Annotated in this window: 2 protein-coding genes; both read left to right on the top strand. The window is 72.4% G+C overall.

Going from position 1 to position 1,373, the window contains the following annotated elements; translation table 11 throughout:
• Window positions 1-798 (top strand): hypothetical protein (locus HW445_RS31080; protein ID WP_180224119.1); only part of this gene is annotated, 798 nt, incomplete at its 5' end.
• Between the two features lie 58 nt (window positions 799-856).
• A partial coding sequence (locus HW445_RS31075; protein ID WP_308800231.1) for an MFS transporter occupies window positions 857-1,373 on the top strand: 517 nt, incomplete at its 3' end.

Below are 1,373 nucleotides of genomic sequence, written 5' to 3'. Positions count from 1 at the left end.
ACCAAGCTGGTCGCGGTCGTCGCGGCCTCGGCCGTGGTGCTGACCGCCGCGGTGACCGGCTTCCTGGTGCTCGGCGACGACGACGGGAAGGCCGTGGCCGGCGGTGACGCCAAGCCGTCCGCGTCCGCCTCGAAGTCCGCCTCCCCGAAGGAGAGCGCCGCCACGGGCGAGAACCCCCGCGGCGGTGAGGAGCTGAAGCCGACCGTCCCGGGCTGGAAGGTCGTGGTGAACCCCAAGTGGGGCACCGCCTTCGACGTCCCGGCGGACTGGGAGGTGGAGAGCCCGGACACCTTCATCGGGTTCGAGGAGGACGGCGGCGAGATCGGCAAGCCGCTGATCGTCATGTCGGCGCCGGCGTACTACAAGTCGAAGTGGTGCGTCTCGGACGACGACAAGGACGGCCGCGAAGACGAGACCGCCCTGGCCGCGGTCGGCACCAAGGGCGCCAACGGGGCGAAGGACACCGACGAGGTGGCGCTCAACCACTCCCCCATCTGGGTCTTCGGCGGTTACACGCAGCCCGACAAGAAGAGCATCAAGGCCGACGAGAAGGCGGAGCCCTACACCACCGCCTCCGGCGTCGAGGGCAGCCTCGCCTGGGCCCGTTCGGAGAACACCCCGGCCAAGGGCAAGTGCGCCACCGACGGCAAGGCCGTGACCTTCGGCTTCAAGAACTCCAACGGCGACTTCGTCGCGTGGAGCCTCTACGGGGCCTCCGGCGTCGACGACGAACTGTCGGAGGACACCATCATGAAGATCCTCGACACGGTCCGGCTGGAGGGCACGCCCACCGGCTGACGCCCGGCGACCGGAAACGGGTTTGGCAGCGGCGCCGGTCGGCGGCGATAGTGCGGGGGTGACCACCCCTCCCGCACTGTCGCCGCGCACCGGCGGCCGCCGCAACTACACCCTGCTCACCGCAGCCGCCTGCGTCACCAACCTGGGCGGCGCGGGCGCCACCATCGCCTCGGCCTTCGCCGTGCTGGAGTCCGGCGGCACGGGCGGCGACGTGGGCCTGGTGGTCGCCTCCCGCACCCTGCCGCTGGTGCTGTTCCTGCTCATCGGCGGTGCGATCGCCGACCGGCTCCCCCGGCACCGGGTCATGGTGGTGGCGAACACCGTCAACTGCCTCTCCCAGGCCGCCTTCGCCGCCCTGGTCCTCGCCGGGGAGGCGCGACTGTGGCAGATGATGCTGCTGGCCGGTCTCGGCGGCGCCGCGCAGGCGTTCTTCGGCCCCGCCTCGGAGGGCATGCTGCTCTCCTCGGTCGCTCCCGGCGAGGCCGCCCGGGCCTTCGCCGTCTACCGCATGGCGATGCACGGGGCCTCGCTGGGCGGGGCGGCCCTCGGCGGCGCGATGGTCGCCGCGATGGGGC

The sequence above is a fragment of the Streptomyces sp. UH6 genome (genome assembly GCF_013421635.1).
Lineage (GTDB): Bacteria > Actinomycetota > Actinomycetes > Streptomycetales > Streptomycetaceae > Streptomyces > Streptomyces abyssomicinicus.
The sequence above is the reverse complement of the archived record's forward strand: the minus strand, read 5'-3'. Positions and strand labels throughout refer to the sequence as shown.